The organism is Cupriavidus sp. FW306-01-F10A, assembly GCF_058782785.1.
In genome coordinates this window covers 55,940-81,297 of sequence record NZ_JBYSYA010000001.1, presented here as the reverse complement: position 1 = coordinate 81,297, position 25,358 = coordinate 55,940, and the positions used below count along the sequence as shown (strand labels likewise).

Genomic DNA, 25,358 nt, shown 5'->3' with positions numbered 1-25,358 from the left:
GGCCCGCAGCAAGGGGCCGCCGGAAGCGAAGCCGCCGGCGGCTCAGAACTTGGGAATGCGCAGCGTCTTGCTGACCATCAGCGTGCCCGACAGCGCGAACAGCAGCACCAGCGGATGCAGCACCGCCGGGCCCAGCACCCACGCGCCGCCCGGCAGTTCGCCGCCAAGCTGGCCTTGCCAGGCGCACCATGCCAGCACCGCGGTCAGCAGCACGCTGGTCGGGATCGGCGTGCCTTCGAAGTAGGCGACCTTGCCGCTGTCGCTGCCCTCTGCCAGCGATTCAGCGGTGACGTTGAAGCGCGCCAGCCGGCTGACGCCGCAGCAGACAAAGTAGATCAGCACGGCCAGGTCCCAGCCGCCGCGCATGCCGGCGGCAAAGGCCAGCGTGGCCGGCCCGACGCCGAACGAGATCACGTCGGCCAGCGAATCCAGTTCGCGCCCCAGCGCCGAATGCGCATGACGCCAGCGCGCGATGCGGCCGTCCAGCACGTCGAAGATAAAGGCCAGCGGCGCCAATGCCGCCGCCGTGTAGAAATGCGACAACTGCTGGTCGGCCACGTAGAACATGGCGAAGAACACCGACCCCATGCCGCAGGCCGCATTGCCCAGCGTAAAGACATCGGCCAGCTGCAGCTCGCGCAGCATCGAGAAATGGCGGGGACGTTCCGGCCGGGTGCTCATGGCGTGCGCTTACAGGACCTTGGCCACATGGTGCACGTTAGGCGGCGCGGCAAAGGTTTCACCGACCAGGGCGCGCCATTGCTGGAACTCGGGCGATTCGCGGAAATGGACCATATGGTCGTCCACCGACTCCCATTCCACCACCAGCGTGTATTGTTCCGGCTGCTCGATCGAGCGGAACAGCTGCACGCCGTGGCAGCCGCGCGAGCGCAGGAACAGCGGCGTGGCCTGGCTCACGCCCTGCTCCAGTTGCTTGTCCATGCCGGGCTTGATGGTGAGTTGTGCGATTTCCTTGATCATGACGGTTTTACCAATGGAGTAGATGCCGGGGCACCGGCGGGTGTCTGCTACCTTAGCACGATCGCGGGGCCACATGCCTGCTGCAAGCATTCCGTTACATGCGGCGGTTAGCATCGTCCACCCTGCCACTACCTGCCGATAACGCCATGCGATCGTCCCTGCGCAAGCGCCACCTCGCCCGGGCCGTCTTGCCCGCCCTAGCCTTGACCTGCCTGGCGGGCGCGCATGCTGCATCGCAACCATGCGGCACGCCGGCGACGCCGATCGCCGAGATCCAGGGTGCCGCGGCGGCGTCGCCGCTCGCGGGCAGCGTGGTGGAGGTAGAGGCCGTCGTCACCGCGGACTTCAGCGGTGATGGCGGCCTGCGCGGCTTCTTCCTGCAGGCCGCGGACGCGCAACGCCTGCACCGGCCCGGCGTGTCGGAAGGTCTGTTCGTCTATGCGCCACGCACCACGGCACGCGCCGGCGACATGGTGCGCGTGTCCGGAAGGGTCGAAGAGAAATTCGGGCAGACGCAGCTGGTGCTGTCCGGCGCGCTGGCGGTGTGCGCGCGCAGCATGGCGGCGACGCCGCAGACGCTGACCTTGCCGGTCGCGGGCGAATCCGATCTTGCCGCGCGTGAAGGCATGCTGGTGCGCCTGCCCCAGACGCTGACGGTTGCCGATACCCATGAGCTTGGTCGCTATGGCACTCTGGCGCTGAGCGACGGCCGGCCCATCGCGCCGACGCAACAGGCCCTGCCGGGAACGGCCGCGCGGCAAGCCGCCGCCGCCAACGCCCGCAACCGGCTGTTCCTTGACGATGGCTCGACGCGGCAGTATCCCGCCGTGGTGCCCTACCCGCCACCGCGCCTGGCCGCGGACCACCCGGTGCGTGCCGGAGACACGGTCAGCGGCGTGCAGGGGGTGCTGGAAAAACGCCACGGGCAGTGGCGCCTGCAACCGGTGCCCGGAGCGAGCGCGCCGGTATTCCATGCCACCAACCCGCGCCGCGGCGCCCCGCCACGGCATCCGGCCACCACGCTGCGCGTGGCCGCCTTCAACCTGCAGAACTACTTCAACGGTGACGGCCAGGGCGGTGGTTTCGATGCTCCCGGCAACCGCGGCGCGCAGGACACCGAGGCGCTGGCACGCCAGGAAGCCAGGCTGCTCGCCGCGCTGCGGGGGCTGGATGCGGACGTGATCGGCGTGATGGAGGTAGAAAACGACGGCTACGGCCAGTACAGCGCGATCCGCCAGCTGGCCAGCCGGCTGGGGCCGGACTGGCGCGTGCTCGATCCCGGCACGCCGGCGCTTGGCAGCGATGCCATCGCGGTCGGCCTGCTGTACCACGCCCGCACCGCCGTGCCGGCCGGGCGCGCGGCCACCACCTGGCTGGGCGAGCGCAGCCGCCAGCCGCTGGCCGGCACCTTCCGCGCGGCGGCTGGCGGCACGCCGGTCACGGTCGTGGTCAATCATTTCAAATCCAAGACCTGCACCGAGGCCACCGGCGCGCAGGCCGACCAGGGCGATGGCCAGGGTTGCTGGAATCCCGCGCGCGCGCAGGCTGCCCAGGCGCTGGCCGAATGGCTGGGCGCGACGCCGACGGGCGTATCCGGCGCGGGCGTGCTGGTGATTGGCGACCTGAACAGCTATGCCATGGAAGACCCCGTGCGCGTGCTGGCGCGCCGCGGCTATGCCGACATGGTTGCGGAATTCGCCGGGAAGCCGGCGTACAGCTACGTCTACAACGGCCAGGCCGGCTATCTCGATCATGTGCTTGCCGATGCCGCCGCGGCCCGGCATATCCTGGCCGTGCATGCCTGGCATATCAATGCCGACGAGCCTCCGGCCTTCTCCTACGCCCCGGCGCCGGGTGCGCCTGCGGTGTCGGGCCACTACGCGCCCGGCCCCTACCGTTCATCGGATCACGACCCCCTGGTGGTCGACTTCGCCAGCAGCCCCCGCGCCAGGTAAAGCACCACCAGCAGGTTGGCTGCCGCCAGCGTGCCATGTAGCCAGCTGGGGTGGACCAGGGCCTCGTACAGTTCCAGCGGAATGTAGATGCCGCCGGACCACACCCCGATCCAGTTGCCCCATGCAAGCCCGCGCCAGAGCCCGTACGCTTCGGCAAAGCGCATCAGCGCATAGACCGTGGCAGAGCCGCCGATGGCCCACAGGCGGGCGTTGTCGGGATGCGCAAGCAAGGACAGGAAGATGGTGGGATAGCGGCTGGCCGGATTGACATGCAGGCGCTGGATGATGGCTTCCGCGAGCGCCTGGGCGTCGCGGTGCAGCAGTGCGGCCAGGCCCAGGCCGGCAACGATCACGATCAAGCCCTTGCCTGCCTCGAACAATGCGATGCCCTTCAGGCCCAGTGCGCCCTGCTTTGCCATGCGGTGTCCCCGGTCGATGCAAGAATTGCAAAGCCGGTATTGTGCAACACCGGCAGGCAATGCCGGCATTGCGCCCGGTGCGCGCTGTCAGCGCCCGTATTCGCGCTCGCGCATGGGCCCGTCGGCATCGATGCCGCCGCTGGCGGCAATGGGGCCGTCCACGGTCAGCGGGCCGGCCACGCTCAGGTCGCCCCTGACCACCATGTCGCCATGCACCGTCACCGGGCCGTTGAATACCTTGAGATAGCCGCCGCCGTACGGCAGCCCCCGCGCGGTGGCTGGCCCGGTGAAATACGCGGCGGTGAGTGGGCCGCTGGCATAGACGTGGCCGGCGACAACCAGCTTGCCGTGCACCGTCAGCGGCCCCTGCACCTGCGCCGAACCGCCGATGGTGATCGGGCCGGATTCATGTGGCTGGGCGCGCACCGGGCCCGCCACGGCCAGCAGTGCCAGCGCCCCGGCCGCCGCCAGTCGCCACCACGGCCCACGGAGATCGAGGCGGAGCATTCGGTGCGACATGACGTAGCCTCCGGCCGCACCGCGCCTAGCGCTGCAGCTTCTGGTAAGTGCCGATCAACTCTGCGCTGGCCAGGATATGGCCCCGCATCGCCCGCTCCAGCGCCTCCTTGTCAGGCATCCCCAGGTCCGGCAACGCCACGTCCAGCGCATACAGCTTGAAGAAGTAGCGGTGCCGGCCGATCGGCGGGCACGGGCCGCCATAACCGGCGCGGTGCCAGTCGTTCAGCCCGTTGCGAGTGCCCGCGGGCAGCCCGGCCTTGCCGATGTCCGCCGGCAGCGCCTCGGCATGGGACGGCAGGTTATAGAGAAGCCAGTGGACCCAGGTCATTTTCGGCGCGGCGGGGTCGGGTGCGTCGGGGTCGTCGACGATCAGCGCCAGGCTGGCCGTGCCGGGCGGCAGGCCGGTCCAGGCAAGCGGCGGGGAAATATCGGCGCCTTCGCAGGTGTGCTCTGCGGGAATCTCGCCACCCGGGGCGAATGCGGTCGATTGCAGCTGGAACGGCATACTGGCCTCGCTGGACGCACTGAGGGATGGCTCCAACTTAGGCCGGATCGGTGTCCCACGCAAGGCGTCGCCGCGCGCTATGGCGGCGGCTGCGTCTCCAGCAGCGCCTTGAGCCGGCGCACGGCTTCGGTGGACTCGGCCTGGACGCGCTCGCGCAGCGTCAGCCAGTTGATCAGGGCGAAGAGCAGCGTAGGCGACCGGTAGCGGAATTCCCGCTCAATGCGCGTGCGTTCGGCCGACGGGGTCAGCGACGGCGTCATGGCGGGCGTAAGCCGGTAGGTGATGGTGCCGACCCTGCGCCCTTCGGCCACGCCTTCGATCGACCATGTGCGCGGCCGCTGGCTTTCGATGACAGTCCAGACCACCGCGCCACCGCGCTGCGCCACCATGAAGGTCTCGGTCACGCGCTCGCCCTGCCCCAGCGGATGGTCGGTCGCTCCCGCCACGCCGAGCGAGGCCGGATGCCACTTGGGCCAGTGCAGCGGCGTGGACACGTAGTCGAACACCTGCGCTGGCGGGCGCGCAATCACCACCTCGTCATGGATGGCGGTGCGGTCGGACCATGGCAGCGGCGCCAGCAGCATGCCCACGGTGATCGCGGCGAAGATCAGTCCCCAGAACGGTTTCCTGTGTCGAACAAGCATGGCGGCGGGACAGGATGCATCCGGGGCGCCCCCGTGCATCCTGTACGCATGGCGCGATGCTTCCAGTGTAGTGACTGGGAAGCATCGCGCCAGTCCCGCGCTGCTTAGCGGGCCTGGGATGCCGGCGCGCCCTCGGCCGCCGGCGCCGGCACGGCCGCCACCGTCTCCGGCAACGGGCCCCAGCCGCCGCCCAGCCGGCGGATCAGCGACACCGTTGCCGCAGCGCGCAGGCCGGCCACCTGGTTGGCCTCGCGCTGCGACTGCAGCACGGTGCGGTCGGCATCGATCACCGTCAGGTAATCGACCGCGCCGGCGTCATAGCGGCTGCGCGAGATCCGCGCCGCGCGCCGGGCGCCGCCAAGTGCGCCGTCCAGCGCGCCGGCCTGCTGGCTGAGCCAGCGCACGTCGGCCAGGCTGTCTTCCACCTCGCGGAACGCCACCAGCACGGTCTGCCGGTAGCCGGCCACGGATTCCTCGTGCGCGGCACGGGCACCGGCGAGGTTGGCGCTGTTGCGGCCGCCATCGAACACGGTCTGTGCGATGGTGGAGCCGATCAGCGGCCCCAGCGCCCAGGTGCGCGACGACCACTTGAACAGGTTCGACAGGTCCGCCGATTCAAAGCCGAACAGCCCGGTCAGCGTGATGCGCGGGAAGAACGCCGCCTTGGCCACGCCGATGCGCGCGTTGGCCGCGGCCATCTGGCGTTCGGCCGCGGCGATGTCGGGGCGGCGCTCCAGCAGTTCGGACGGCAGCCCGGCGGGAATCGCGATCGGCGCGGCGTCGAACGGGCGCGCCGGCAGCGAGAATGCCGCCGGCGGCACGCCGGTCAGAACCGCCAGCGCATGCTCCTGGTTGGCGCGGCGGCGCTCGATGCCGGCCAGGTCCGCGCGCGCGGTGCCGAGTTCAGCTTCGGCACGGGCGGGATCCAGGTCGGTGGTCTCGCCGGCGTCATAGCGCTTCTTCAGCAGCGACAGCGCATCCTCGCGCAGCTTGATGGTGGCGTTGAGCAGGTCGCGCTCGCTGTCAAGCGTGCGCAGCGCGAAGTACGCCTGCGCCACGTCGGCCTGCAGCGCCAGCTGCACCGAGCGGTACAGGTCCTCCGCGGCCTCGCCTTCAGCGCGGGCGGCGTTGACGCTGGACGCGACGCGGCCGAACAGGTCGAGCTCATAGCTGGCGAAGGCGCGCGCCTTCAGCACCGTCTGCGGCGGCACCCGCGTGCCGTCAGGCAAGCCTTGCGAGGCCGCCGACGGCTGTGCGCGTGTCGGGTCCAGTCCCACGCTCAGCTGCGGGTACAGGTCCGCCTCAGTGGCACCCGTGAAGGCCCGTGCCTGCTTCAGGCGGGCAGCGGCAATCGCCAGATCCTGGTTGGAGCTGCCAGCCGCGTCGATCAGGCGGTCCAGTTCGGCATCGCCGAAGATCTTCCACCAGTCGCCGCGATGCTGGCCTTCGGCCGGCGTCGCGGTCTTCCATTGCGCGCCTTCGGCCTGGGCGGCCTCGGCCTCCTTGAAGGCCGGCACGGTGGCCGTTTCGGGCACCTTGTAGGTCGGGGCCAGCGAGCAACCCGCAAGGATCAGCGCTGCAGCCAGGGTCGCCAGCTTAGGCAGCCAATTTGTTGTCGAAAATGCAGGGGCATTCATGTTGATCACCATTATTCAGCCGATGCAGCCAGTTGCGCGCCCTGCTCTTGCGTGGCCGTGCGGCGCTGGCCGCGCGTGGCCAGCAGGCGCAGCGCCACATAGAACACCGGCGTCAGGAACAGCCCGAAGAAGGTCACGCCGAGCATGCCCGCGAACACCGCCACGCCCATGGCATGGCGCATCTCGGAGCCGGCGCCGGTGGAGATCACCAGCGGCACCACGCCCATGATGAAAGCGAACGAGGTCATCAGGATCGGGCGCAGGCGCAGGCGGCTGGCTTCGATCGCGGCCTGCACCACGGTGCGGCCGTGATGCTCCAGCTCGCGCGCAAACTCCACGATCAGGATCGCGTTCTTCGCTGACAAGCCCACCAGCACGATGAAGCCGATCTGCGTGAAGATGTTGTTGTCGCCCTGCGTCAGCCACACCCCGGTCATCGCCGCCAGCAGGCTCATCGGCACGATCAGGATCACCGCCAGCGGCAGCGTCAGGCTTTCATACTGGGCAGCCAGCACCAGGAACACCAGCAGCACGCACAGCGGGAAGATCCACACCCCCGCATTGCCGGCCAGGATGTCCTGGTAGGTCAGCTCGGTCCATTCAAACTTCATGCCCTTGGGCAGGGTCTCGGCGGCAATGCGCTCGGCCGCGGCCTGGGCCTGGCCCGACGAGAACCCGGGCGCGGGCCCGCCGTTCATGTCGGCGGCGGTAAAGCCGTTGTAGCGCACCACGCTGTCCGGACCAAAGCCCTGCTTGACCTGCACCAGCGACGACAGCGGCACCATGTCGCCGGCGGCGTTGCGCGTCTTCAGCTGCAGGATGTCCTCGGCATGGGCGCGGAACGGCGCGTCTGCCTGCACCTTGACCTGGTAGGTCCGGCCGAACTTGTTGAAGTCGTTGACATAGGCCGAGCCCAGGTAGGTCTGCAGCGTGTCGAACACCTCGGTCACCGGCACGCCCAGCTGCTTGGCCTTGACGCGGTCCAGCTTGACGTCGAGCTGCGGCACGTTGACCTGGTAGTTGCTGAAGATGCCGGTCAACTCTGGCGTGGCGCGCGCCTTGTTGGCAAACGCGTTGGTGGCCTCGAACAGCGCGTCATAGCCCAGCGCCGCACGGTCCTCGATCATCAGCTTGAAGCCGCCGATGGTGCCCAGGCCCTGCACGGGCGGCGGCGGGAACACCGCGATAAAGGCATCCTGGACGGCCGCGTACTTCTGGTTCAGGTCAGCCGCGATCGCCGCGCCGGACAACTCCTTGGTCTTGCGCTCCTCGAACGGCTTGAGCGTGGCGAAGACGATGCCGGCGCTCGGGCTGTTGGTGAAGCCGTTGATCGACAGGCCCGGGAAGGCCACCGCCGATTCCACGCCCGGATGCTTGAGCGCGATATCGCTCATCTTGCGGATCACGTCCTCGGTGCGGTCCAGCGTGGCGCCGTCCGGCAGCTTGGCAAAGCCAACCAGGTACTGCTTGTCCTGCGCCGGCACAAAGCCCTTGGGCACCAGCTGGAACACGCCCCAGGTCAGCGCCAGCATCACCGCGTAGACCCCGAATACCGAGCCCTTGCGGCGGATCACGCCCTTCACGCCACGGCCATAGCTTTCAGCGCTGCGGCCGAAGAAGTGGTTGAAGCGCTTGAAGAAACCGCCGAACACGCGATCCATCCAGCGCGACAGCCAGTCCTTGGGCGCGTCATGGCTCTTGAGCAGCAGTGCCGACAGCGCCGGCGACAGCGTCAGCGAGTTGAACGCCGAGATGATGGTCGAGATCGAGATGGTCAGCGCGAACTGCTTGTAGAACTGGCCGGTCAGGCCCGTCATGAAGGCCAGCGGCACGAACACGGCGATCAGCGTCAGCGCGATCGCGATGATGGGGCCGCTGACTTCGCGCATGGCCTTGTAGGTGGCCTCCTTCGGCGTCAGCCCCTCTTCGATATTGCGCTCGACGTTTTCCACCACCACGATCGCATCATCGACCACGATACCGATGGCCAGCACCAGCCCGAACAGCGACAGCGCGTTGATCGAGAAGCCGAACGCATGCATCAGCCCGAAGGTACCGACGATCGACACCGGCACCGCCAGCAGCGGGATGATCGACGCGCGCCAGGTCTGCAGGAACAGGATCACCACCAGCACCACCAGCGCGATGGCCTCGAACAGCGTATGCGTCACCGCCTCGATCGAGTGGCGCACGAACTGCGTGGGGTCATAGACGATGCTGTAGTCGATGCCGTCCGGGAAGTTCTGCTTGAGCTCTTCCATGGTCTTGCGCACGTCATCCGAGATCTGGATGGCGTTGGAGCCCGGCGCCTGGAAGATGGGGATGGCCACCGCCGGCTTGTTGTCCAGCAGCGAGCGCAGTGCGTACTCAGACGCGCCCAGCTCGATGCGGGCAACGTCCTTCAGGTACGTGACGGCACCGTCTGCGGAAGTGCGCACGACGATGTCGCCGAACTCCTCCACCGTGCTCAGGCGGCCCTGCGCATTGACCGACAGCTGCAGGTCCGCGCCCGGCAGCGCCGGCGACTGGCCGATCACGCCGGCCGCCACCTGCACGTTCTGCTCGCGGATGGCCTTGACCACGTCGCTGGTGGCAAGCTGGCGCTCGGCCATCTTCTCGGGGTTCAGCCACACGCGCATGGCGTAATCGCCCGAGCCGAACAGCTGCACCTGGCCCACGCCCTGCAGGCGCGCCAGCCGGTCCTTGACGTTGATCACCGCGTAGTTGCGCAGGTAGGTCATGTCATAGCGGTCGTTGGGCGAGACCAGGTGGACCACCATGGTCAGGTCCGGCGAGCTCTTGACCGTGGTGATACCCAGCCGGCGCACGTCTTCCGGCAGGCGCGGCTCGGCCTGCGAGACGCGGTTCTGCACCAGCTGCTGGGCCTTGTCCGGGTCGGTGCCCAGCTTGAAGGTCACGGTCAGCGTGAGCAGGCCGTCGCTGTTGGACTGCGAAGACATGTACAGCATGTCCTCGACGCCGTTGATCTGCTCTTCCAGCGGCGAAGCCACGGTCTCGGCAATCACCTTGGGGTTGGCGCCCGGAAACTGCGCGCGCACCACCACCGACGGCGGCACCACTTCCGGGTACTCCGAGATCGGTAACTTGAACATCGATATGGCGCCAATCAGGAAGATCAGCACCGACAGCACCCCCGCGAAGATGGGGCGGTCGATAAAGAATTTAGAGAGATTCATCTTGGTCTCTGCAAAAACGCTCCCCTGGCGGTCCGCCATGGCGGGCACCATCTGCTGCTTTGGGAGCGAAAAAAACTAGGGGCGCTGGGTGTGCGGGTTCACGTGGTTGCCATAAGCGACGGAATCAAACATCGCTCAGGCCGGCTCCCTCTCCCCTCAGCGGGAGAGGGGAGCAAACCATCGGCTCGCATGACTCAGCTCACCGGCTTCACGTCGGCTTCGCCTTTCTCGCTCGCGGCCTGCTTGCGATCAGGCGCGTTGCCGCGCGGTTCCAGTTCGCTGCGGAAGGCCATGGCCACCGGCTTGGGCTGGACCGTATCGCCCGGCCGCACGCGCTGCAGGCCGTTGACGACGATGGTCTCGCCCGGCTTCAAGCCCTTGCGCACCACGCGCAGGCCGTCATGGTTGGGCCCCAGTTCCACTTCGCGGTAGACCAGCTTGTTGGTCTTGTCCAGCACCAGCACGAACTTCTTGCCCTGGTCGGTGCCGATGGCGCGGTCATTGACCAGCACCGCCGCATGCGGCGCGCCGCCGCCCAGCTTGACCTTGGCGTACAGGCCCGGCAGCAGGCGCCCGTCTTCGTTCTGGAACACCGCGCGCACGCGGATGGTGCCGCTGCGCGGGTCCAGGCGGTTGTCGACCGACTGGATCTTGCCCTCATGCGGATTGCCGTCCTCGTTGGCCAGGCCCAGGTAGACCGGCAGGTTGGGCTGGCCACCGCCGGCACCCGGCGCGGTGTAGCGCAGGTAGCTCTGCTCGTCGATCTCGAAGCTGGCATAGATCGGCGACACCGACACCACCGTGGTCAGGGCCGGCGAGGCCGTGCCCGCAGCCACCAGGTTGCCGACGGTGATCTCGGCGCGCGACACGCGCCCGGCGACCGGCGCGGTGATGCGGGTGTAGGCCAGGTTCAGGCGTGCGGTTTCCAGCTGCGCCTGGGCAGCACGCACGTTGGCGCTGGTTTCGCGGGCCGCGTTGATGCGCTCGTCGAACTCGCGCTTCGAGATGGCGTTGTCATCCAGCAGCCGCTGCGCGCGCGTCTGTTCGCTCTGCGCATGGGCGGCGCGCACCTGCGCCGCGCCCAGCGCGGCGTCGGCACGGGCGACTTCCGCGGCATAAGGACGCGGGTCGATGGTGAAGAGCGGGTCGCCCTTCTTCACCAGCGCGCCCTCGCGGAAGTGCACGGCGTCAATGGTGCCGCCGACGCGCGGGCGGATCTCGACGCGCTCCACGGCCTCGACCCGTCCGGAGAACTCATCCCACTCGGTGATGGTCTGGCCGACCACGGCGGCCACTTCAATCGCCGGCGCGGGCGGCGGGGTGTTGGCATGGGCTTCGCCGCCATGCCATGGGCGCAAGATCGAGCCGGCCACGCCGGCGCCCAGCACCACGACGATGGCGAGGGCAATCAAAGTACGTCGTTTCTGCTGCTGCATTTCTCAAACTCCTGGATCGGGTTTTCTTCAACCGGAAAAGCAAATGGCCGAACGCCGCCTGCCGGTCCGCGTGGGCGGACCGGAACCATGGCCAAACTGATGGTCGGACTTAGGACCGCTTGCGTGTTGCGGCGGTCCTGGCTCTGGCCGAAACAGAGCCGGCTGGCGGTTGTCTGGAGCGGCTCAGCCGGCGGGCTTGGCTCCAGGCCGGCTGGCGTTGGCGTCAGCGCGGCGTTCAGTCAGGGATGAGGTATCGTCGGCCGCGGCCAGACATCGCCGCAGGAACCGCGCACCTTCGTCGACCCATGCCTGACAGCTGTCATGGGCCTCTTCCACGCCGTCGCCGCAGGCGCCGGGCATGATCATGGCCTGGGCCGGCACGCCGGCCTTGCTCAAGCGCCCGGCGAAGGCTTCGCCTTCGGCACGCAGCGCGTCGTATTCAGCCACCTGGACCAGCGTGGGCGGCAGCCCGGCCAGGCGCGAGGCCAGCGCCGGGGCGGCATACGGATGCACCGTATCCGCCGGCGTCGGCAGGTAGTCGCGATAGTTGTCGGCCAGGCGCCGCAGGGTGTCCATCGGCACCTGCCCGCCGTCGAACCCCGCGCACGAAGCATGCTGCAGGCACGGGTCCGTCACCGGGCGGATCAGCCATTGCCCGCGCGGCTGCGCGGTGCCGCGGTCGCGCAGCATCTGCGCCAGCGCGATCGCCAGGTTGCCCCCGGCCTCCTCGCCCACCAGCGCAAAGCGGGCCTTGTCCAGCTTCAGCCGCCGGGCATTGCGCAGCACCCACTGCACCGTGCTGTGCGCGTCCTCCGGCGCCGCCGGGAACGGATGGTCCGGCGCCAGCGAATACGCCGGCGTTACCACCACCGCCGGCACCGTGGTGGCCAGGTCCTGCACCAGATGGCATGCGTGTTCCAGGCCGCCTTCGACGAAGCCGCCGGCATGCAGGTACACCAGCCAGGGCAGCAGCGCGGCGCCCTCGGCGCCCGGCGCCGGATAGCCCGCCGGGTAGCACACCCGAACCAGGATCTCGCGCCCGTCACTGGTCACCGTATGCTCGGCCACGCGCGCCTGCCCCTGCCCGGCTGCCGTGGGGGCAGAGGCGGCGCTGGCTGCATCAGGGCGTTGGCCTGGCTTCTCGGACATGGCGTTGGCGCACGACGGAAACAATGCGCTTGAGTGTTGCGATGCAACGGATTATGGTGATTGACGAGGATGGGATAAAGCGAGAGATCGCCAATGCACTGTTCCGGGATTGGAATAATCGCAAACCGCCCCGCCATGCCACTGAAACCGCATATCCCCACGCATGACAAGGTCTTGGATTTTGTGATTCACTGCGGCTCTCGGCACGCGCGGCGGTCTGCCAGGCCGGTGCGCGCCCGATCAGAAATCCATGCCGGAACCCGCGCCCAGCCAGCGCGCAGTCCCTGTACCAGCCAGCCGGCAGACTCCCCACAACAACAACCAGCATGGCCACGTGCGTCACGAGCGCGCGCGGCACGCCGTTCGGATCTATCGTCGGAACCTCATCATGGACCGTCTCGTATCAATGCAGGCATTCACCCGGGTCGTTGACGTCGGCAGCTTTGCGCGCGCCGCGGAATCGATGGACTTGCCCAAGGCCACGCTGACCCGCCTGATCCAGAACCTGGAAACCCACCTGGGCGTCAAGCTGCTGCACCGGACCACGCGCCGCATCAGCGTGACCAACGACGGCGCGGCCTATTACGAACGGTGCGTGCGCATCCTGGCCGATGTCGAGGAAGCGGAGCAGTCACTGACGCGGCAGAACAACTCGCCGCGCGGCACGCTGTCGGTGGACACCACCGCGGGGCTGGCGCAGCTGGTGCTGGTGCCCCACCTGCACGAATTCTTCCAGGCCTACCCGGACCTGAAGCTGGACCTGACCATCAACGGCAAGCCGATCGACCTGCTGCAGGAAGGCGTGGACGTGGTGCTGCGCGTGGGCACGCCGGTCGAGGAATCCATGGTGGCTCGCCGCATCGGCCATGTGCAACTGGCGTTCTACGCCTCGCCGATCTACCTGAACCGCTTCGGCATCCCCCACGACCTGGCCGAACTGGCCCAGCACAAGGCGGTCAATTTCCTTTCCAACCGCACCGGCCGTGAGATGCCATGGCCCATGGCACGCGGCATGGAGCGCAGCGAGGTGCTGCTGCCGTCGGCCATCTCCACCAACGATGCCGATGTCTACATGGGCTGCGCGCTGGAAGGCCACGGCGTGGCACGGGTCTCGCGCGCCATGGCCGAGCCCTATGTGGCCAGCGGCCGGCTGGTGGAGGTCATGACCGACTGGCAGACCGAAGAACTGCCGATCTCGGCGATGTATCCGCAGAACCGGCACCTGTCGGCCAAGGTGCGGGTGTTCGTCAACTGGGCGGCGGACCTGTTCTCGCGCCACCCGCACTTTGGTGCGGCACAGCAGCGGCTGGCGGCCGCGGCCTGATGGCGTGATTGGCTAGTATCCGCAGTTAGTGCGGTATGTAGGACAAAACCGGAAATCGGCCTGGCGCCGGCCAGCCTATACTGTTTCTTCCGAAATCATGACAAGAAGAGGAGTCCGATGAAACAAGTGCTTACCCCCCTGGCGGCCTGCATTGCCGCGACCATTGCACTGGCCGGCTGCGCCGGCTCCGGCAAGACCTCCTCGTCTGCGGCCAGCGCGTCCGCCGCCAGCACCAGCACCGGCAGCAGCGCCAAGGCGACGGCCACGCTCCAGCCCAAGAGCGGCGCCAATACCGCCGGCACCGTGACCTTCCAGCAGCAGCCCGGCGGCGTGATGATGACCGCGGCGATCACCGGCCTGCCGCCCAACTCCGTGCACGGCTTCCACGTCCATGAGAAGGGCGACTGCTCCGCGCCTGATGCGATGAGCGCGGGCGGCCACTTCAACCCGACCGGCAAGCCCCACGGCCAGATGACCATGCCCGACCACCATGCCGGCGACATGAACAACGTCACCGCGGACGCCAGCGGCAACGTTCGCGTCAGCATGCTGCTGCCGGACCTGACCGTTGGCACGGGCGCCAACGGGGTGATCGGCCGCGCGGTGGTGGTACACAAGGACCCGGACGACTACAAGACGCAGCCGACCGGTAATGCGGGCGGGCGGATCGCTTGCGGGGTGGTGGCGGCTTCGTAAGGTAGGAATAGCGAACCAAGAACTCCTGCGAACCCGCCGGGGTTCTCCCTCTCCCGCAAGCGGGAGAGGGGAGCAAACCGTCGGCATGGAAATTCTTCCGCGCCTCAATACCCCTTGAAATTCGCATTCACCCGCTGCCGCAGGTAATCCCCCGCGCTGATCGGCGGATACTTGCCGCCCGGCCCTTCGATCATCGCACCGCGGTTGGCCTGGCAGAAGAACGCCATGCTGTAGCGCGGGCCCATGTAGTCATCCGGCGCGGGATTGCGCACGCGATGGAAGTTCGACGGCAGCCGGTCGTCGCTCCAGCGCATCAGCATGTCGCCGATATTGCAGGTGATGACTTCCTCGTCCGGGTCGATCGGGGTCCATGCCTGCGCCTCCATCTCCTTGCCGGGGCAGACCTGCAGCCCGCCCTGGCCGGGGCGCTGGAACAGCAGCGTCAGGCAGTCGAAATCCGTATGCGCACCGGCGCGCCAGAGCTCCAGCTTGTCGCGCAGTTCGGGCGGGATCGCGTAGTAGTGCAGCAGCCGCAGCGTGCTCTGGTAGTCCGGCGCCCGCGGATCGTGCGCCTGCGTGAAGAAGTCGCTGGCAAAGCCGAGCTTGCCGGCGAAGCATGACAGCACCTTCATGCCCACCTCCCAGCATTGCGCCTCGAAGGCAAGCATGGTGGCGCGGAAGCCTTCCAGTTCGTCATCGCCGGGCCACAGCCCGGCCATGTGCGGGCGCGTGATCTGGTAGGACTCCTTCTGGTCCGGGGTGCCGGTCGAGGGGCGCACCTGCGCGCGGCTTTCCCAGCCGGCGTTGTTGGCCTTCTGCAGCGGGTATTGCGCCTTGACGGCGTCAGGCAGCGCGAAGAAGCGCTCGGTCATGGCAAAGGCTTCGCGCACGCTGGCCAGGTCGATGCCGTGGTTGGCGATCTGGAAGAAGCCGACGTCTACCGATGCCTGCCACAGTTCGTCAGCGATTTGCGGCTTGCGCCGCGCGTAGTCAGACAGGTCGATGCGGCGGATCTCGCGCCGGCGGGTTTCCGAACCGAACGCGCCCATGCGCGATTCGCGATGGAGTTCGGCCAGGGCGTAGGCGGTGTCTGGTTGGCTCATGGTGTTCCTTGTGCAAAGCGGATCAGGGATTGGCCCCTCGCCGGCACAGGCAGACCACCCATGGCAACGCACGCCGGGACAACGCGCTCCTGAGGTCGCCTGTGCCAGCCTGCGCGATGGCGCGGGGCACGGACTTCAAGAGCAATTCCCGGCCATCCGGCGCGCGTCTGCGACGCCCCGCGCGGATGGTGAACGCTTCTACTCTTGCCCGAGGTCATGCAGGTTCCGGGCCAGGGGTTTTGCACCGGGATCGCAGCGATTGCGCCGGGGCTTGCGCCGTGATGGCGCATTCGGGGCAACGGCTTGGTGCATGGCGCCGCGCAGCGCCCGGCACGGATCCTGCTGAAACCGCAGCGGAGTAGAAGCGTTCAGCGGCACGCCGCCCGGAAATTGCTCCCGATGATGTGCACGGTCCCCGCGCATGCCCTGGCCGCATGCCGGCGCGGCATGGTGCCGGCGTCCCGGGAGGCCACGCTCGCCTTCCGCACCCGCGCCACCCGCCCGCGCACGCATCGTCCAGTGACATTCGTTCCGGAGAAAGACATGCGTCGCCGTTCCTTCCTGCGCGCCACTGGCGCCACCGCCCTGCTTGCCGCCGCCCCGTTCGCGGTGCCCCATGTCCGCGCGGCGGGCTCGCTGCAGAAGTTCAAGTTCAATCTCGGCTGGAAGGTGGAAGCCTCGGGCGCGGGGTTCCTGCTGGCGCACCAGCGCGGCTACTACAAGGACGCCGGGCTGGACGTCACCATCGATACCGGCAACGGCTCGGCTTCGGCCATCAGCCTGGTCGCGGGCGGCGCCTATGACTGCGCCTCGGCCGACCTGGCGGCGATGATCGAATTCAACACCACCAATCCGTCCGCCGCGCTCAAGGCGGTAGCCATCCAGTACGACCTCAATCCGAACGCGATCCTGGTGCGCAAGGGCAGCGGCATCGTCAGGCCAGCGGACCTGGCCGGCAAGTCCATCCTGGGCCAGCCGTTCAATGCCTCGCGCAAGCTGTTCCCGGTCTTCGCCAGGGCGCAGGGCTTCGACCCCGGCGGCGTGAAGTGGGAGAGCGTCACGCCCGATATCGGTGACACGCGCTTCGTCAAGGGCGACTTCGATGCCGCCGCCTACTTCTTCTTCACCGGCCTGGTGAACCTGAAGGCGCGCGGCATGGGGCCAGAGAAGATCACCGTGTTCCGCTTCTCGGACTACGGCATGAAGTCCTACGGCAACGGGCTGGTAGCCAACCGCAAGAGCATGACATCCGATCCGGAGGTGATGAAGGCCTTCGTCAAGGCCTCGACCCGCGGCTGGCTCGACGCCATTGCCGATCCCGCCGCGGGCGGTGCCGCGGTCAAGGCGCGCGAGCCGCTGGCCGACCAGGCGCTGGAGACTGAGCGCCTGCGCCTGATTGTCGACGGCACCATGAAGACGCCCGACACCCGGCGCGACGGCTGGGGCGCGGCCACGCCGGCACGGCTGCAGGCAACGCTGGATGAAACCGTCGGCGCCTTCGGCATCAAGGCGCCGCTGACGGTGGCGGACATCTGGACTGACCAGTTCCTGCCAGCGCCGTCAGACCGCCGCCTCAAGGCGTAAGGAGAGCACGCCCGTCTGTATATCGTCCCTGGCCTGGGCGATGCGCCGGAGCCCCGTGGCGCGCCAACACTTCCCGCTCCCGGTGCGTAATTAAGCCCGCGGCCCGCGCGGCATGGCAACATGGCGGCATTGCCGTAACGATCGGCCCCCGCGAGGGGTCCGACAGGACCCGCCATGCCATCGCCGACAGACGCCGCGTTCGCCCCCCACCGCCGCCTGCGCGCCAATTCGCTGCTGCTGTGCTGCGCCGCCCTGCTCGGCGGCTGCGCCTTGCCGCCGCTGGATCACCGCACCGAATCCTTTGCGCTGACGCCCGCCGAATCCCAGGCCACGCCGCTGGGCCAGGCGGTGGCCGGCGAAGTGGCGGGCCATCCGGGCCTGAGCGGCATCCATCCGCTCGAGAATGCCTACGCCGCCTTTGCCGCGCGCGTGCATCTGGCGCGCACCGCGCAGCGCACGCTCGACGTCCAGTACTACATCTGGCGCGACGACCTGACCGGCACCCTGCTGCTGGAAACGTTGCATGAAGCCGCCGACCGCGGCGTGCGCGTGCGCCTGCTGCTTGACGACAACGGCATCGCCGGCATGGACGAATGGCTGGCGGCCATGGACGCGCATCCGCAGGTCGAGGTGCGGCTCTTCAACCCGTTCGTGATCCGCCACCCCAAGGCGCTCAATTTCCTGACTGATTTCCGGCGCCTGAACCGGCGCATGCACAACAAGTCCTTCACCGCCGACGGCGTCGCCACCATCATCGGCGGGCGCAATGTCGGCGACGAATACTTCGGCGCCACCGATGGCGTGCTGTTTGCCGACCTCGACGTGATCGCCATCGGGCCCGCGGCCGGCGACGTGGCGCACGATTTCGACCGCTACTGGTCGAGTGCGTCGGCCTATCCGGTGGACCGGCTGGTGCCGCCGGTCAGTGTCGAACGGCTGCAGGCGCTGGCCAGCAAGGCCCGTGCAGTCGAGCAGACCCCCGCTGCCGCAGCCTACCTGGCCGCGGTGCGCGACCTGCCTGACGTGCAGCGGATGCTGGACGGCACGCTGCGGTTCCAGTGGGCGAAAACGCGCATGGTCAGCGACAACCCGGCCAAGGCGCTCGGCGAGGCATCGCGCAACACCCTGGTGGCGCACCAGCTGCGTGAAATCCTGGGCGACCCGCAGCGCGAGCTTGACCTGGTCTCGCCCTACTTTGTGCCATCGACGGGCGGCACGTCCTATTTCGCCGACATGGCCAGGCGCGGCGTGGCGGTGCGCGTGCTGACCAATGCGCTGGAAGCCACCGACGTGGCCGCCGTGCATTCGGGCTATGCCAAGCGGCGCAAGGCGCTGCTGGAAGCCGGCGTGGACCTGTATGAGCTGCGCCGCTCGGCCGCGCCCGGCAAGAAGGAAGAGCGCGCCGGCCCCTTTGGCAGCTCGGGCTCCAGCCTGCATGCCAAGACCTTTGCCGTCGACGGCACCCGGGTCTTCGTGGGCTCGTTCAATTTCGACCCGCGCTCGGCCACGATCAACACCGAACTGGGCTTCGTCATCGACAGCCCGGATCTGGCTGGCCGGATCGAATCCACCTTCGCCAGCGTGGTGCCGCGCGCGGCCTACCAGGTCAAGCTCGATGAAACCGGCAAGCTGTACTGGCTGGAACGGCGCGACGACGAAGTCATCCGCCACGACACCGAGCCGAACACCAGCTGGTGGCGCCGGCTTGGCATCTGGTTCCTGTCGATCCTGCCGATCGAGTCGATGCTGTAGAACGGGTTCCCGGGAGCACGGCCCCTCAGATCTGGTCGAGCAGGCTGCGCACCACATCGGCCAGCCGGCCGGCGCGCTGGCGCCCCTTGGTGTCCAGCGCCATGCCGCTGCCGCCGGCCAGCGCCTTCAGGCCAAACAAGGCATCGCCCACGTCGCGCCAGGCCGGGTAATCGGCGTGGATTTTTTCCAGCGCGGCGGCGCCCGCGGCCACCTGCGCGGGTGCGGGGGTGCGGCCGGCGGCCAGGTCTTCCAGTGCCGTGGCCGCGTCCAGCAAGCCTTTGCGGTTCATCTCTGTCTCCCCCTGCAAGGTCTCTTTTGTCATGGCCGCCGCATGCGGGCAGCCATGACACTGTAGCAGCTTGCCGGGAGGGGCAACCAGGCGCCGGCAACGCAGGCCTGGCGCGCCGGCTCAGTTGCGCCCGATATCCTGCAGGATGCGGGTCATCAGGTACAGGCGCGGCACGATCGAGTCCAGTTCGATGTACTCGTCGCGGGCGTGATAGCCGAAGCCGGCCAGCCCGAAGCTTTCCACCACCGCGGGCTTGCCCGAGCGCGCGGCATAGCTGGCGTCAGTGGCGCCGCCAGTGCCTTCGGCCAGGGCCAGCGTGCGGCCGTCCAGCTCGGCGTAGATCTCCTGCGCGCGCTTGGCCAGCGCGCGGCCGCGCGCGTCGGCCACGAACGGCGGGCGGCCCTCTTCCATCGTCACCGTGGTCTGCGTCTCCGGCACCAGCTGGCTGGACTTGACCTTGTCCTGCAGCGCCACCTTCAGCTTCTCCGCGGCGCCGGCCGCGGTGGTGCGCACATCGCCGTAGGCGACGGCGCTTTCCGGGATCTGGTTGCGCACCGTGCCGGCCTGGGCCTGGGTCCAGTTCAGCTGCGAGCCCGGCACCTGGCTGGCGGTGTCGCGCGTCTGCTGCAACTGGTGGGCAAGTTCGATCAGCGCATTGCGGCCGCGCTCCGGCGCGGCGCCGGCGTGGGATGCGCGGCCCTTGACCTGCATGGTGGCGGTGGCGGTGCCGGAGGCGCCCAGCAGCAGCGACTCGGCCTTGACCACATCCTTGGCCGCGGTGGGCTCGCACGACAGCACCACGTCGTGCTGCGCGGCCAGCGCGGCAATGGCTTCGCCGGAGCCGACCGAGCCGACCTCCTCGTCCGGGTTGAACAGCACCGTGATCTGCGCGTAGTCGCGCCAGCCCTGGTTCTTCAGGATCTCCAGCGAATGGAGGATCACGGCGATGCCGCCCTTGTCGTCGGCAATGCCCGGCCCGTAGAGCCGGTTGCCTTCCTCGCGGATGGGCTGCGTGGCCAGGGTGTTGTCCGGGTACACCGTGTCCATGTGGGCGATCAGCATGATGCGGCGCTTGCCGGTACCGGTGAAGGTGGCCTTGACCATGGTGCCCGGACCCTTGGTGACGGGCATGCGTTCCACCTTCGCGCCCAGCGCCTGCAGGCGCTTCTCGGTATAGCCGGCCATCTGCGCCAGCCCCTTCGCGTTGGCGCTGCCGGATTCGATCGACACCATCTCCTTGAGCGACTGCACCAGCGCGGGCTGGGCCGCCTGCGCGGCGGACAGCAGCGCGGCATCGGGCTGGGCGGCACTGGCCAGGGTGCTGGCCCCGGCAAGCGTCAGGGCGGCGGCAACGGCAACGTGGCGGACGGAAAACGGCATGGAATCTCCTCGGATTGGTCTTGTTGGTGCCATGCCTCGGCGCACAGGCAGCGCCGCGGCACAACTGCACGATGCTAGCCCTTGCCAGAACCTTAGGGGAGGATCAATATCGCCAATCCGGATGCCGATCCCGCCACGGCATCCTGCCCCCCACGCTTCGCTCATGCACCCGACCACGCCCCCTGGCATGCCAGCAGCAATCACGCCGCCTTCACAGAACATCCCGCTGCATGTCCGCCTGCTATGGTTGCCGCAAGCCATGCCGGGCAGCCTGTTCACCGCGCTCGACGTGCTCCGCACCGTGGCCGGCGTCGCCAGCCTGCAGCGGCCCGACGCCGCGCCCACGCTGAGCTGGCAGCTGTGCGGCAGCAACGGGCGCACGCTGGCGGCAGACCTGCCGGGGCTGGTGGCCTCCACCCGGCGCACCCGCGCCGCGGACAGCCGCACGCTGCTGGTGATCCCCGCCCTGCTGGCCAGCAACGCGCTGCAGCTGGGCGAGATCGTGCAGCGCGATGCCGCGGCGCTGCGCCTGGTTGAGCGCCATGCGCAGGCCGGCGGCTGGATCGCCGCGTGTTCGTCGGGGATGGTCTTGCCGCTGCAGCTGGGGCTGCTCGACGGCGCCAGGACCGGCGCGCCCTGGATGTTCCAGAGCTGGATGATGCGCCAGTATCCGCATTGCGACCTGGGCAGCGACCAGGCCATGAGCGTGCACCAGCGTGTGTTCTCGTGCGTGGCGCCGGCGCTGCAGGTGGAATTCATGCTGCGCGTGCTGGGCCACCTGCACGACCCGGACCTGGCACAGGCGGCGTCGCGGCTGATGCTGTTCCAGCCCGAGCGCCAGCGCAGCGTGCCGGCACTGGTGTCGCAACGCTGGCTCAGCCGCACCGCCGACAGCCCGGTGTATCGCGCCATCCAATGGCTGCAGGACCATGTGTCCGAGCCCTACAAGCTGGCCGCGGTGGCCCAGGCGGCCGCGGTCAGCGAACGCACGCTGCTGCGGCATTTCCGCCAGGTTACGGGGCTGAGCCCGCTGGACTACCTGCACACCCTGCGCGTGGAGCGCGCGCGCATGCTGCTGGAAGTCACGCTGCACGGCACGCAGGGCATTGCGGAAGCCTGCGGCTACAGCGACGCCGCCGCGTTCCGGCGGCTGTTCCAGCGCACCACCGGCATGTCGATGTCAGACTATCGCGCCCGCTTTGCGCTGCGGGCGCGGCGGCGCTACTGGCGCATGGAAGATGTCGCGGTACGGCGCGGCACCGGGGAGTGACCGCGCCCAGGGCAGCGCTCAGGTGCGCAAGGCGATGTGGTTGACCACGTTCTCAACGCCCTGCACGTACCATGCGTCGCGCTCGGCCTGGCGCCGCGTGTCCTCGCTGGCGACGCAGCCTTCCAGCGTCACCACGCGGTTCTCGGTGCGCGCGCTGACCTGGCCGGCATCGATGAAGGGATCGGTCTCCAGCACCAGCATCAGTGCCTCGGTGATTTCATCGTCGCGGTCGGCTTCGGCGGGCGCTACCACCAGTTCATTGACCACGCAGCGGCAACCGCGCGACCACCAGGCCAGCACCCCTGCCAGGCGCATGTGCGACAGGCTGATCACCTGCCCCCACAGCGTGACCACGCCGTCGTGCACTTCCACTTCAATCCAGCCGCTGCGTTCGCCCACGGCTTCGCGCATGGCCTCGGGCTTGCCCTTGACGCGCGCGCAGATCTTGCAATTGCGGAAATCGATGGCATTGAGCAGGCGCTCGCACACCGCGTCGCGCAGTTCGCCGTCGCCTACCTGCATGCCGCCATTGGCCACGCGCAGGTGATCAATCACGCTGGTTACACCGTCCACGCGCCGTACCGTCGCCGCGGCCCTGGTCTTGTCGACGATATCGGCCACCTCGCCTTCCAGGATCAGCGCGCCGTCGGAAAGCCGCAACTGGATGGTGGGATGGAGGACATGACCCTGATAAGGCACATGCGCCAAGGCTGCGCGCGCCTGCGTCAGCACCGCTTCGCTACTCTGCATTTTGTTCGCCTCGCCCGATTGGTCTGGAGATGGAAGACGCGCGCCCCTGCCTGCAGGCGCGCCTGGCGCGGCACCGCAGGCTCCTTCACCCCCGGGGCCCGGCAACCGCTTCCTCATTATAGGAAGGCGGTCCGGGAACGGCTCAGGCCTCAGGCAGCGGCCGCCTCGCGCGCGCGCGCCACTTCCTGGTTGCGCAGGATAAAGCGCTGGACCTTGCCGCTGGGGGTCTTGGGCAGTTCGGCGACGAACTCGATCTCGCGCGGGTAGGCATGGGCGGCCAGGCGCTTGCGCACGTGCTGGCGCAGCGCCTCGGCCAGTTCCGGCGCGGCGCGATATTGCGGGTCCAGCACGACAAAGGCCTTGATCAGCTCGGTGCGCTCCGGATCGGGCTTGCCGATCACCGCGGCCTCGACCACGGCCGGGTGTTCGATCAGCGCGCTTTCCACGTCGAACGGGCCCACGCGGTAGCCAGAGGTGGTGATGACGTCGTCGGCCCGGCCGATGAAGCTGATGCTGCCGTCGTCATTCAGCTCGGCGGAATCGCCGGTCAGGTAGTAGCTGCCGGCAAACCCGCTGGTGGGCGTGCCGTGATAGCCGCCGAACCAGCACATCGGCGAGCGCTTCAGGTCCAGCGCCAGCGTGCCCGGCTGGCCCGGCGGCAGTTCGCGCTGCTCATCGTCCACCACCACCACGCGATGCCCGGGGCTGGCAAAGCCGGCCGCGCCCATGCGCACCGGATGCGCGAGCGCATGGTGGTTGCACAGCACCATGCCCAACTCGGTCTGGCCGTAGTGGTCGTGGATGGTCACGCCCAGCTCGCTGGCGAACCAGCGGATCACTTCCGGGTTGAGCGGCTCGCCCGCGCTGCTGACCGCGCGCAGCCGCCCGCGCAGCGGGCCTGACACGGCCTCGCCCGCGGCGATCAGCAGCCGGTATGCCGTGGGCGAGCCGGCCAGGTTGGTGATGCCGTACTTGCGGATCACACGGCATGTGCTCTCCACGGTGAACGGGCCATCGTAGAAGGTGGTGGGATGGCCCAGTGCCAGCGGGCCCGTGACCGCGTAATACAGGCCGTAGGCCCAGCCCGGATCGGCCAGGTTCCAGAAAGCATCTTCCGCGCGCAGGTCGACCGCGTCGCGCATATAGCCGGCAAACGCGGCAATGGCCTTGAGCGGCACCAGCAGCGGCTTGGCCGGGCCGGTGGTGCCGGAGGTGAACATCATCAGGAAGGGGTCGTCGCCCCGGCGCGGCACCGGCTCGAACGACGCCGGCTGGTGTTCCAGTTCGGCCCAGAAGCTGAAGTCGCCGCGCACCAGGCCGCGGCCCTTGTCGCCGGCCACGGTGACGATGGCGGGACAGCCATCCACTTCATCCAGCTTGGGGCGGTTGGCGCCATCGGTGACCACAACCTTCGCGCCGGACGCATTGAGCCGGTGCTCGATGGCCTTGGGGCCGAAGGCCGTGAACAGCGGCTGGTACACCGCGCCGGCGCGCCAGGTGCCGAGAATCGTCACCAGCAGTTCCGCATTGCGCGGCAGCAGGCCCGCCACGCGGTCGCCCGGCTGCACGCCCTGCGCCTTCAGGAAGCCGGCAAACTGCGCGGACAGTGCCTGCAGCTCGGTAAAGGTCCAGCTGCGCGAATTGCCGTCGCGCCCTTCCCAGAACAGCGCGATACGGCCCGGCAGCGCGTGGCGGTCGCAGCATTCGACGCACGCGTTCATTGCCTCCAGGCTGCCGTGCAGTTGCCGTGCCACGGCGTCGTCATAGGAAAATCCGTCGAAGGCTTGGGCGTAGTCGCGCATGGTGTCTCCTGTATTCCGGCGGGTGCCTTTTGGTAGGTGGCCGCTGCGCGCGGGGTGCCGGCGCGCAACGGCTGCCGCAAGAGTGTGCGCGAGCGCCACGGGAGCAGGCAATAACCGATTCCGCCAGCGCGGCTGACGGTTTTTGCCATCCCTGCCGTGAACCCTGACGCACCTCCTGGCACCCTTGACGCGGCACCGCCCGGCGCCGACGATACGGGCATCACCGCCAGGAGACAGCGCATGTGCACCAACTACGCCCCGGTCCAGAGCCGGATCCTGCGCGAAATCTTCGGCGTGGAACCGCCGCCGGGGCTGTACAAGGCTGAAACCTATCCGGACTACGCGGCGCCGATCGTGCGCGCCGCGGACGATGGCACGCGCAGTGGCGCACTGGCCTCGTTCGGCATGGTGCCGCGCCCGCGCATCCCCCCCAGCGCACGGCGCTTTGACACCACCAATGCCCGCAGCGAGACCGTGGGCGAACGCCCCGCCTTTGCGCGCTACTGGCGCCAGGGCCAGCTGTGCCTGGTGCCGGCCACGGCGTTCTATGAGTTTGCGTATCCCGAAGATGCAGCGCCCGGCGGCCCGCCCGGCAAGCCGGTGCGCTGGCGCGTCTGGCTCCCCGGCGAGCCGGCCTTCGGCATTGCGGGCCTGTGGCGCAGCTGGCCGGACCAGTCGCTGTCCTTCACCATGCTGACCATCAACTCGGCCCAGCACCCGGTGATGCAGCGCTTCCACAAGCCGGGCGAGGAAAAGCGGTCAGTGGTGATCGTGCCGCGTGAACAGTGGGACGACTGGCTCGCCTGCCGCGCTCCCGAGGTCGCGCGCACCTTCCTGAAGCTCTTGCCCGCAGACGCCATGCGGGCCGAACCGGCGCCCAAAGTGCAGGGAGCGCCAATCCCCGACTCGGAGTAAGCGCGCCGCTATCGCCGCCCCGGCCGCAGGCGCGCTTCCATGCAAGCCGGC

The 25,358-nt window shown here is 68.6% G+C and carries 22 protein-coding genes; 7 read left to right on the top strand and 15 right to left on the bottom strand.

Annotation, left to right across the window (positions count from 1 at the left end; all coding sequences use genetic code 11):
- Positions 1 to 42 precede the first annotated feature (42 nt).
- Both AC3WLF_RS00375 and AC3WLF_RS00370 read right to left on the bottom strand, forming a co-directional pair.
- On the bottom strand, positions 43 to 681 hold the full coding sequence (locus tag AC3WLF_RS00375; protein ID WP_011617023.1) for a CDP-alcohol phosphatidyltransferase family protein: 639 nt from the start codon (positions 679 to 681) through the stop codon (positions 43 to 45).
- A 9-nt stretch (positions 682 to 690) separates the two neighbouring features.
- Positions 691 to 981 carry an antibiotic biosynthesis monooxygenase family protein gene (locus AC3WLF_RS00370; protein WP_492356240.1) on the bottom strand — a complete coding sequence of 97 codons (291 nt, stop codon included), beginning with the start codon at positions 979 to 981 and terminating at the stop codon, positions 691 to 693.
- 146 nt (positions 982 to 1,127) lie between these two features.
- Between AC3WLF_RS00370 and AC3WLF_RS00365 the strand changes: the two genes are divergently transcribed.
- A complete protein-coding gene (locus AC3WLF_RS00365; RefSeq protein ID WP_492357636.1) occupies positions 1,128 to 2,936 on the top strand; it encodes an ExeM/NucH family extracellular endonuclease in 1,809 nt (602 codons plus the stop codon).
- Here AC3WLF_RS00365 and AC3WLF_RS00360 read toward each other — a convergent pair.
- The 8 genes from AC3WLF_RS00360 to AC3WLF_RS00325 form a co-directional block, all read right to left on the bottom strand.
- Positions 2,888 to 3,355 carry a DUF2127 domain-containing protein gene (locus tag AC3WLF_RS00360; RefSeq protein WP_492318544.1) on the bottom strand — a complete coding sequence of 156 codons (468 nt, stop codon included), beginning with the start codon at positions 3,353 to 3,355 and terminating at the stop codon, positions 2,888 to 2,890. The genes AC3WLF_RS00365 and AC3WLF_RS00360 overlap by 49 nt on opposite strands.
- A gap of 87 nt (positions 3,356 to 3,442) precedes the next feature.
- Positions 3,443 to 3,874, bottom strand: a complete 432-nt coding sequence (locus AC3WLF_RS00355; protein ID WP_492340449.1) for a hypothetical protein — start codon at positions 3,872 to 3,874, stop codon at positions 3,443 to 3,445.
- Positions 3,875 to 3,899: 25 nt separating this feature from the next.
- Positions 3,900 to 4,379 (bottom strand): YbhB/YbcL family Raf kinase inhibitor-like protein, encoded by a 480-nt coding sequence (locus AC3WLF_RS00350; RefSeq protein ID WP_492318546.1) that lies wholly within the window; start codon positions 4,377 to 4,379, stop codon positions 3,900 to 3,902.
- A 77-nt stretch (positions 4,380 to 4,456) separates the two neighbouring features.
- Positions 4,457 to 5,023, bottom strand: a complete 567-nt coding sequence (locus AC3WLF_RS00345; protein ID WP_492357635.1) for an SRPBCC family protein — start codon at positions 5,021 to 5,023, stop codon at positions 4,457 to 4,459.
- Between the two features lie 104 nt (positions 5,024 to 5,127).
- On the bottom strand, positions 5,128 to 6,660 hold the full coding sequence (locus AC3WLF_RS00340) for an efflux transporter outer membrane subunit (RefSeq protein ID WP_037025558.1): 1,533 nt from the start codon (positions 6,658 to 6,660) through the stop codon (positions 5,128 to 5,130).
- A gap of 11 nt (positions 6,661 to 6,671) precedes the next feature.
- Complete coding sequence (locus AC3WLF_RS00335; RefSeq protein ID WP_492352110.1) at positions 6,672 to 9,857, bottom strand: efflux RND transporter permease subunit; 3,186 nt, start codon at positions 9,855 to 9,857, stop codon at positions 6,672 to 6,674.
- A 194-nt stretch (positions 9,858 to 10,051) separates the two neighbouring features.
- A complete protein-coding gene (locus tag AC3WLF_RS00330) occupies positions 10,052 to 11,293 on the bottom strand; it encodes an efflux RND transporter periplasmic adaptor subunit (protein WP_492318550.1) in 1,242 nt (413 codons plus the stop codon).
- Between the two features lie 183 nt (positions 11,294 to 11,476).
- Positions 11,477 to 12,442 carry an alpha/beta hydrolase gene (locus AC3WLF_RS00325; RefSeq protein WP_492357634.1) on the bottom strand — a complete coding sequence of 322 codons (966 nt, stop codon included), beginning with the start codon at positions 12,440 to 12,442 and terminating at the stop codon, positions 11,477 to 11,479.
- Between the two features lie 388 nt (positions 12,443 to 12,830).
- Between AC3WLF_RS00325 and AC3WLF_RS00320 the strand changes: the two genes are divergently transcribed.
- Both AC3WLF_RS00320 and AC3WLF_RS00315 read left to right on the top strand, forming a co-directional pair.
- Positions 12,831 to 13,766, top strand: coding sequence for a LysR family transcriptional regulator (locus AC3WLF_RS00320; RefSeq protein ID WP_492357633.1), 936 nt, complete (start codon positions 12,831 to 12,833; stop codon positions 13,764 to 13,766).
- A 117-nt stretch (positions 13,767 to 13,883) separates the two neighbouring features.
- Positions 13,884 to 14,462 carry a superoxide dismutase family protein gene (locus AC3WLF_RS00315; protein WP_492318553.1) on the top strand — a complete coding sequence of 193 codons (579 nt, stop codon included), beginning with the start codon at positions 13,884 to 13,886 and terminating at the stop codon, positions 14,460 to 14,462.
- 104 nt (positions 14,463 to 14,566) lie between these two features.
- Here AC3WLF_RS00315 and AC3WLF_RS00310 read toward each other — a convergent pair whose 3' ends face one another.
- Complete coding sequence (locus tag AC3WLF_RS00310) at positions 14,567 to 15,565, bottom strand: isopenicillin N synthase family dioxygenase (protein WP_492357632.1); 999 nt, start codon at positions 15,563 to 15,565, stop codon at positions 14,567 to 14,569.
- A gap of 543 nt (positions 15,566 to 16,108) precedes the next feature.
- On the opposite strand from AC3WLF_RS00310, the gene AC3WLF_RS00305 reads away from it, so the two are divergent.
- Positions 16,109 to 17,149, top strand: a complete 1,041-nt coding sequence (locus tag AC3WLF_RS00305; protein WP_439669935.1) for an ABC transporter substrate-binding protein — start codon at positions 16,109 to 16,111, stop codon at positions 17,147 to 17,149.
- Between the two features lie 174 nt (positions 17,150 to 17,323).
- Positions 17,324 to 18,901: a phospholipase D family protein gene (locus AC3WLF_RS00300; protein ID WP_492318555.1), complete on the top strand. Its 1,578-nt coding sequence runs from the start codon at positions 17,324 to 17,326 to the stop codon at positions 18,899 to 18,901.
- A gap of 25 nt (positions 18,902 to 18,926) precedes the next feature.
- On the opposite strand, the gene AC3WLF_RS00295 is transcribed toward AC3WLF_RS00300, so the two are convergent.
- On the bottom strand, positions 18,927 to 19,190 hold the full coding sequence (locus AC3WLF_RS00295; protein ID WP_010812450.1) for a hypothetical protein: 264 nt from the start codon (positions 19,188 to 19,190) through the stop codon (positions 18,927 to 18,929).
- 120 nt (positions 19,191 to 19,310) lie between these two features.
- Positions 19,311 to 20,570, bottom strand: a complete 1,260-nt coding sequence (locus AC3WLF_RS00290) for a M20/M25/M40 family metallo-hydrolase (protein ID WP_492356236.1) — start codon at positions 20,568 to 20,570, stop codon at positions 19,311 to 19,313.
- Between the two features lie 187 nt (positions 20,571 to 20,757).
- Here AC3WLF_RS00290 and AC3WLF_RS00285 point away from each other — a divergent pair, with 187 nt between their 5' ends.
- Entirely contained in the window at positions 20,758 to 21,840 is a 1,083-nt protein-coding gene (locus AC3WLF_RS00285; RefSeq protein WP_492352115.1) for a GlxA family transcriptional regulator, read from the top strand.
- A gap of 18 nt (positions 21,841 to 21,858) precedes the next feature.
- Here AC3WLF_RS00285 and AC3WLF_RS00280 read toward each other — a convergent pair whose 3' ends face one another.
- Entirely contained in the window at positions 21,859 to 22,590 is a 732-nt protein-coding gene (locus AC3WLF_RS00280) for a BON domain-containing protein (protein WP_035822196.1), read from the bottom strand.
- Positions 22,591 to 22,739: 149 nt separating this feature from the next.
- On the bottom strand, positions 22,740 to 24,392 hold the full coding sequence (locus tag AC3WLF_RS00275; protein ID WP_492356235.1) for an AMP-binding protein: 1,653 nt from the start codon (positions 24,390 to 24,392) through the stop codon (positions 22,740 to 22,742).
- Between the two features lie 240 nt (positions 24,393 to 24,632).
- Here AC3WLF_RS00275 and AC3WLF_RS00270 point away from each other — a divergent pair, with 240 nt between their 5' ends.
- A complete protein-coding gene (locus AC3WLF_RS00270; protein WP_492357631.1) occupies positions 24,633 to 25,307 on the top strand; it encodes an SOS response-associated peptidase in 675 nt (224 codons plus the stop codon).
- Positions 25,308 to 25,358 lie beyond the last annotated feature (51 nt).